Genomic DNA, 6605 nt, shown 5'->3' with positions numbered 1-6605 from the left:
CTAAATCAACGCGCCAGTGCTCGACCCTACCTGCGAGCGGCTGAGGGGGAAGTTCCCTCGGCCGACTCACCACTTTGGCATGAAGGCGCATATCGGCGTGGATGCCGCTTCCGGCCTGGTCCACACGCTGGTCGGCACGGCCGGCAATGTCGCGGACGTCACGCAGGCTCATGCGCTGTTGCACGTTGACGAGAAGATTGCGCTGGGTGACGCGGGCTATCAGGGCGTCGAAAAGCGCGGAGAAAATCAGCATCCGGACATCACCTGGCACGTCGCTTTGCGGCCAAGCAAACGCAAGGCGCTCCCCAAGAGCAAACTGGGGCGCTTGCGCGAGAAACTTGAGCACACCAAGGCAAGCGTTCGCGCCAAGGTCGAGCATCCATTCCATGTGGTGAAGAACCTGTTTCGTCATCGTAAAACGCGCTATCGCGGCTTGGCAAAAAACACCGCACAACCGTTTTCCCTATTCGGCCTGGCCAACTTGGTGATGGCGCGCCGACGCTTGGGAATGCTCGATGCCCAAGGTGCGTCATGAACGACGAAAACCGAGTAAAACGAAGCAAAAATATGCAATATGGCAGCTTCATTTGGCCAGAAAGATCAGATTTTGGTCGCTGAACGAATTCGTCCCGGCGTCGGTAGGATTCGCGCAGAAAACGTCAATTGTTCAGCGGTTCCTTAAGGGCACCTCGAATAACCGCTTTTTAACGCGACAAAATGGCACAGTCATCAAGGTGGCCGATTCGAGCCAGAAATTTTGATGTTCGTGACGTAAGAACGGTCGCTTTGGCGCTCTTGCGTGGCACTGCTGGATCGGTTTTGCGTTCGGATTGGCCGCCTCGGCCTCTGAATCAGAATGCCGGAATGCCTCGTTCCTTCAAGAATACGAGTCGCCGCAGGTTGTAACTGGCCGCTTTCAGATTCAAGGCGAACGTCGTGCGCACGATTCCCATGCAGCGCACCAGTTTGCCACCCATCTGAGCCATTGCGCCAAAGACGTGCTCGACGCGGGCACGTGGTGTCGCGATGCGGCGGTTGCGCTGCTTCTGCGCTTGCGAAATCGGCTTTGTGGCGCTGCCTTTTCGCTGTATCTGAACGCGCCATCCGGCCTGCTTCAACGTTGCCTCGCGCTCAGCGCTTGGGTAACCACGGTCGGCATATACGTCGCGACTGGTGTTGTTGGGATCGAGCAGCTCTTCAAAAACGGTGGTGTCGGCCACGGCGGCATTCGTGATGATGACTTTGCGTATAAGCTTGTGGCGTTTGTCGACGCTCGCGTGCAGCTTGTATCCGAAATCGCTCTTGCCGTGCTTCTTGGTCCACTTCGCATCGACATCTTTTTGCGCACGTTTATGCGCGGACCAAGCGACCGGCATCGTGCCTTCCTTTACAGTGTCGGCCTCTTCGCGTTTGTTGCGCTGGACTGGCGCCTGGACAAGCGAAGCGTCAACGATTTGACCGCAGCGTGCAAGGTAGCCATGCGCCAGTAATTGTTGTTGCACTTGTTCGAACAGCTTGCCTCCCAGCCCAGCTTGCGCCAGGCGATCCCGGAACAGCCAGATCGTCTTCGCAAATGGTGCTGCTCTCGGTGAGCCCGAGAAATTGCAGGAAGCTGCGACGATCAAGCAGTTGATACTCAAGCGCGTCATCGGCAAGGTTGTATAGTTGTTGCAGTACCAGAATCTTGGCCATCAGGACCGTCCGATACGGTGGTCGACCGCCCTTGGCACGTGACGGCCGAGGTAACGCAAGATCGATCTCGTTTGCCAAGGCAACGAAGTCGACATGATTGGTCAAACCAACGAGCGGGTCGCCCAGTTTGGAACGTCTGTTTCCACGTTCGTCTTCGGCAAACATGCTGGGCTTGGGAATCATCATCGCTTGGACTCGTCGATCAGTTCGGAATCAGAATTTTACTGAATCAGTTGTGTGGATGGGGAGGTTTTTAGAGGTGCCCTTAAGTAATTACGTGAAAGGTTCAACATGATGGCGGCGCACACTTTATTTGGCATTGATATTTCCTACGGCGACGCAGCGGCGATAATATCTGCTGTAGCCGCCGTCTATGCTGCTTATTATGCATATAGACAAGGAAAAGATGATGACGCGCGACGGCAAAAACGCACTGCCATTGACTTTGCTGCAGAATGGTGCCGCGTCGAAGCCCCTTCGCCAATATCCATCATGCGCGAATGCCTAAGAAACTTGGAAAGACCAATGCTTGCGGCCCTCCTAAACGGAGAGATGTTCAAAGTAGAGGGAAAATACCATGATGAAATCTCAACATTTTTTTCGGAAATAATAAGGGGAAATGGGGGGGAGGGATTCCGATGTGAAAACGGTAAGATCACCATACAAGAGAAAGAATCCGAACTACTGAGAAACTATTTTGCACGCCGTCTAAATTTTCTGGAAGTCGTCGCTGCGGCGTTCAATTCAGAACTCGCCGACCGGCAACTGATCACACAGTTTTTTGGGGGAATAATTTTTAAGAATCCTTCTTACAGAACCGCGGTGGAGATTGATCGCACTGCATGGCCCGAACTTGCGCAATTCATTTATAGCAATACACGCAACGGGAAATGAGTGCGCAATCATATGCCTGCTGCGGTTGCAGATATTGATCAGTACCGTAAAAAAACAGCGCGTCTGTGCACCGTGCTATTTGGTAGCCATGCGGTCGAGCTATCGCAGGCGATCACATATGTCGAAAGGCGTCTACATGGTTCAATTAGGTCCCGCGCACTTCGCATTCCGCGGCTTCATACTACATTGCTATGGACTGCGGGGCGTTCATCTCGGTACTTGCTTATGAAGGACGCTGAATTATTTTACGACGAAAAATTGATGGATTGTATTGACCTGGCTTCGTTTCTCAAAGACAGAGGCGCGAAAAACCATCGAAAGTAAGCTTTTATACGGATCTGCGCGACCGGTATTTTTGTTGAACACATCAACTGCTGCGGGTCGGTGATGACACTCTGCCGATGGCAGGTGTGAACTGAATGCGAGGTAAGGTTTTCTCGTTTCTCTTTTTGGGTATTGATGTTGAGAGGCAATATCGTGTCGATCTTTCTGGTTTCAATTGGTCATCGACCTGTTCCGACCCATTGGAGTGCTGCTCGCGCAATCTGGGCGCTTGCAGCACTGATAGGATTATCAGCGCAATCATCACAGGCTCAGTCAATTTCCGCTAGCAATACGCTTTCCTGCGCGGCGAGGCCCATCGCGCCGATGGACGAAAGTTCATACGCGCGACACTTTGAATCGTACGTCACGTACCCAACGCAAATGTACAACGATACAAAGGTTTACCCGGGCGCCGATGCTGTCCACCAAATAAGGTCGTACCGCGAGCACTTCTATCAACCTCGAGATGTGGTGTGCATTATGGGACAGGGACTGACACCCGCGCAACTCCAAGGCGCTGGCGTCTTCGACACATCGGGAGGTGACGTGTTCCTGCTCACACCGCTGCAGGACGCGAGTTTTGACCCAATTCGCCAGCATTCAGCAGACCCGTTCCAGTCGAATACCGCTTCTCTGCGGGATACGATAACCTCAGCAATCCTTTCGTCGAAGGCAAACGGCCGACTTTTTGCGTGCGACAACAGGAGACCAGCACCGCCGCCAAATTGCGAGAAGCTTGCAATGCAAGGAATTGAACGCGACCAAGATCAGTTCGCTGCGGCCATGGCAGTCAGGACGCCCGTCAATCGCTCGGTTATCCACGTCTACACCTACGATCCTGCGGCAAACACTGACGCTGCGTTTGCTGCAAACGCAGCCGTGATGAACACCTTCATTTCACGGGTGGCGACCCAAGAGATCACCATGGCTCCGATTTACCAACCGCGGCCCAGCAATGGCACGAACTACAATGTCTGGACCCAGGACCTCGCGAGTCCGGTGGATGCCTATTCACTGACCGACTACCTGGGCAATTTCATTTCCAGAGTCGCCGTGGACGGAATCTATGCGCGGTTTCTCGCAATCGGATCTGATTTTGATGGGTTAAAAAGCACTACCCCTGTGGTGAAGCCTATTTCGGAGGTGAAAGTAGTCTCCTATAACGCGTTTGCGCGTTCTGACGCAATGATGGAAATGGTGCGCGCCTATGTGTGTAACGACGGAACCGGCGCACTAATGGCCCTCAAGGACTTTCCTAGCGATACACAGATGACTTTCACGATCTTCAAATTCTATTCGTGCGATAACCGCGCGCTCAATGGACAGCGTGTTGTCGATATGAATATTTTTCTGCAAAAGGATTTGAAATTTGTGAGGGACGACCTCCGCCAACTTAGTTTGGAGGACAAGCTTAACGAGATCAACAAGCAATTGGTCGCGTTGAACGGCATTCAGCTCAGCTCTCTGAAAGCGCTCCTGGCGATTGAAAAGTACGTCGCTCAAACTTTCTACGATAGTCGAATCGCTTCTCTTTCGACTCAGAGTGCGCAGATACAAGCGGCCGCGGGCAGCACGAACCTACTGCAAGTGGCGGGTGCGATCGCTGGAACTGTGTCAGGAATCTCAGAGCTGACAACAGGTCTTACGGCGTTTCAGGCCCTTACGAAGAATGCTCCAAGCAGTGATTTCGGGCTGCTGAAAGACTACTTTGTTGACAAGAGCGCTGACTTCAAGAAGTCGGGTGACAACATGTCAAACGGCTTTTCATCTCTCGCTAAGACCGGCCCGGTCGTACTGGCAGCAATCGACAGCGCCCTCCACACTGGCGCAAACGCAAACGAAATAGCCCAACTTAGGCAACAATTGGACGCGCTTCAAAAGGAGAAGACGGCACTGCTTGCCGACATCACGACCCAGGTTCGCCAAGCAGATGCTCAACTCATTGATATCTACAGTACGCTTTACCGGCTCAGGAGCGCGCAGCAGACGCTGCGACGCGACGTCGAGAACAGTTTGCATCCCCTCATTGCTCTCAATTTATTGTCTAGCGTCGGGATCGAGTTTGTGGCGAACGTGAAGGGATGCATTTACGGAGTACATTCGTGGAGCGATGGATCACAGAATTCGACGGTTCCAGTCTTGCAGGACTGCGCTGGCTCGGCAACCACTCTCGCAGCGCTGCAGACATGCACTGGAAGGGCTAAGGACAAGAGTCAATTGGTGGCAGTGATCGGCCACCAACAGGCGTACATCGTGGCACACGGGCGCGACGCACTTCAATGCTTTAAACACTGACGGTGGCTTAGGGGAGTTGGCCTGAGGGCTTCGAGGTCGGGCGCGGCATGTATGCCGTTGATGACGTCCAGACTTTACGGCGGTTTGGCCGCTCGGATGCTAATCTTACTGTGTCACAAATTGTATCGAACTACGTTGCAGCATGGGCAGCGCTGGAGCTGTATTGCAATCGCGCGCGCGATGAGTGCGCGCAGCGTCGGAATGGAGTCAGGTACGTGGCGTTGCGTGCGCCCCGCTGCCGCGAGGGATGTAATCGTCGGGTAGGGCAAGGATTTCTGGCCGAGCAGAGTTTTTTTTAGAGCCTCGATGATTGAGGCGTTGAGTGATCAAAAAACCGTAGGCGGCGATACAAAGAGTTGCGTGATGGTGAAACCCTTGCCAGCCTCGCCCTTCGTAATGCCCCAGTCCAAATTCTTGCTTTAGTTCTTGATAGTCGCGTTCGATACGCCAGCGCATCTTGGTCACGAACACAAGTTGCTCAAGTGTGGCGTCGCTCGGTGCTGTCGAGAGGAAGTATTTCAACGGTTCAGCATCGCCTTCGGGCCATTCGATCAATAACCATTCCTCTTCGCGTTGTTCGCTGCGCCAATAGTCGCGATGCGCCGGTCGCACGCGCAACGCAGTGAAGCGCGACGACAATGCCGTATTGGTGCCCTCTCGCCAACCAACCTGCTGGTAGGACGCTGATGGCAATCCCATCGCCAACGCTTTCACTGCAGTGGGTTCATGACCCGGCCCCCGGCGCAGCAAGGTTGATGGTCGTCCCCGCCCGGGTTGGGGTATCGGAGGCAGCGGCGATATGCCCGGCGCCCATACAGTCGTTCCGGGCCGAATGCAAATCGGAGTTGTTCTGTCGTAGAATTCATGCTGGGCAACGCGTTGTTTGTGTTGATGAATGCGTTTCTCGTAAACTCTCATTCTATCAATCACTTACGGCGATCCTTGCCCTTTTTATGAAATATTCAGGCTAGGTTTCTTTTCTCACTTAGGGCCATTCGCTGGCGAACTATTCATCCGCAGTTCGAATCCCGAAAGCCGATTCGAACTGCGGATGCGAATTGAAAATTCCCTGCTCATACCCTATTCGTTCCCTGTTCTGTAATTCTGTCAATTGCTTCAAATAACCGGGAGCGCAAGTGCTGGTGTGGGTTTGTCCACGGTGCCTGCAACCGAATGCAGAACAAATTCGATCAATTCGCTGTATTTTTCCCTGTTACAGGGAATAGGGTGCAGAGACAGGTTCGCGCAAGACTGCACTCACCGCCAAGAATTGGTTTTAAGTAGTCCAGTGACATCCAGAAACCCGCCTCAAGCCCAGTGCTGATGCGGGTTTTTTCGTTTTGAGTTTGGAAAACCTTTAGCAGCGATACCCCATTGCCTCGAATACAATAATGAGCACA

The 6605-nt window shown here is 53.2% G+C and carries 2 protein-coding genes and 3 pseudogenes; 3 read left to right on the top strand and 2 right to left on the bottom strand.

The genetic code is table 11. From position 1 onward, the window contains the following. Window positions 1-70: 70 nt before the first annotated feature. Window positions 71-535: pseudogene (locus ACFOFO_RS21490) on the top strand (IS5 family transposase); the annotation flags it as partial. Between the two features lie 316 nt (window positions 536-851). On the opposite strand, the pseudogene ACFOFO_RS21485 reads toward ACFOFO_RS21490, so the two are convergent. Further along, a pseudogene (locus ACFOFO_RS21485) lies at window positions 852-1878 on the bottom strand (IS5 family transposase). A gap of 105 nt (window positions 1879-1983) precedes the next feature. On the opposite strand from ACFOFO_RS21485, the gene ACFOFO_RS21480 reads away from it, so the two are divergent. Beyond that, on the top strand, window positions 1984-2586 hold the full coding sequence (locus ACFOFO_RS21480) for a DUF4760 domain-containing protein (protein WP_390332810.1): 603 nt from the start codon (window positions 1984-1986) through the stop codon (window positions 2584-2586). Between the two features lie 705 nt (window positions 2587-3291). After that, complete coding sequence (locus tag ACFOFO_RS21475) at window positions 3292-5205, top strand: hypothetical protein (RefSeq protein WP_390332807.1); 1914 nt, start codon at window positions 3292-3294, stop codon at window positions 5203-5205. 207 nt (window positions 5206-5412) lie between these two features. Here the strand turns inward: ACFOFO_RS21475 and ACFOFO_RS21470 are convergent. Next, window positions 5413-6039 (bottom strand): annotated as a pseudogene (locus ACFOFO_RS21470) (IS701 family transposase); the annotation flags it as partial. Window positions 6040-6605 lie beyond the last annotated feature (566 nt).

The organism is Pseudundibacterium arcticum, from assembly GCF_042646465.1.
In the GTDB taxonomy this organism is placed as follows: domain Bacteria; phylum Pseudomonadota; class Gammaproteobacteria; order Burkholderiales; family Burkholderiaceae_D; genus Undibacterium_A; species Undibacterium_A arcticum.
The sequence above is the reverse complement of the archived record's forward strand: the minus strand, read 5'-3'. Positions and strand labels throughout refer to the sequence as shown.

Excerpts from the sequence above, each read along its gene's own strand:
- ACFOFO_RS21480 (WP_390332810.1), top strand. The coding sequence starts at position 1,984 with ATGATGGCGGCGCACACTTTATTTGGCATTGATATTTCCTACGGCGAC.
- ACFOFO_RS21475 (WP_390332807.1), top strand. The coding sequence starts at position 3,292 with ATGTACAACGATACAAAGGTTTACCCGGGCGCCGATGCTGTCCACCAA.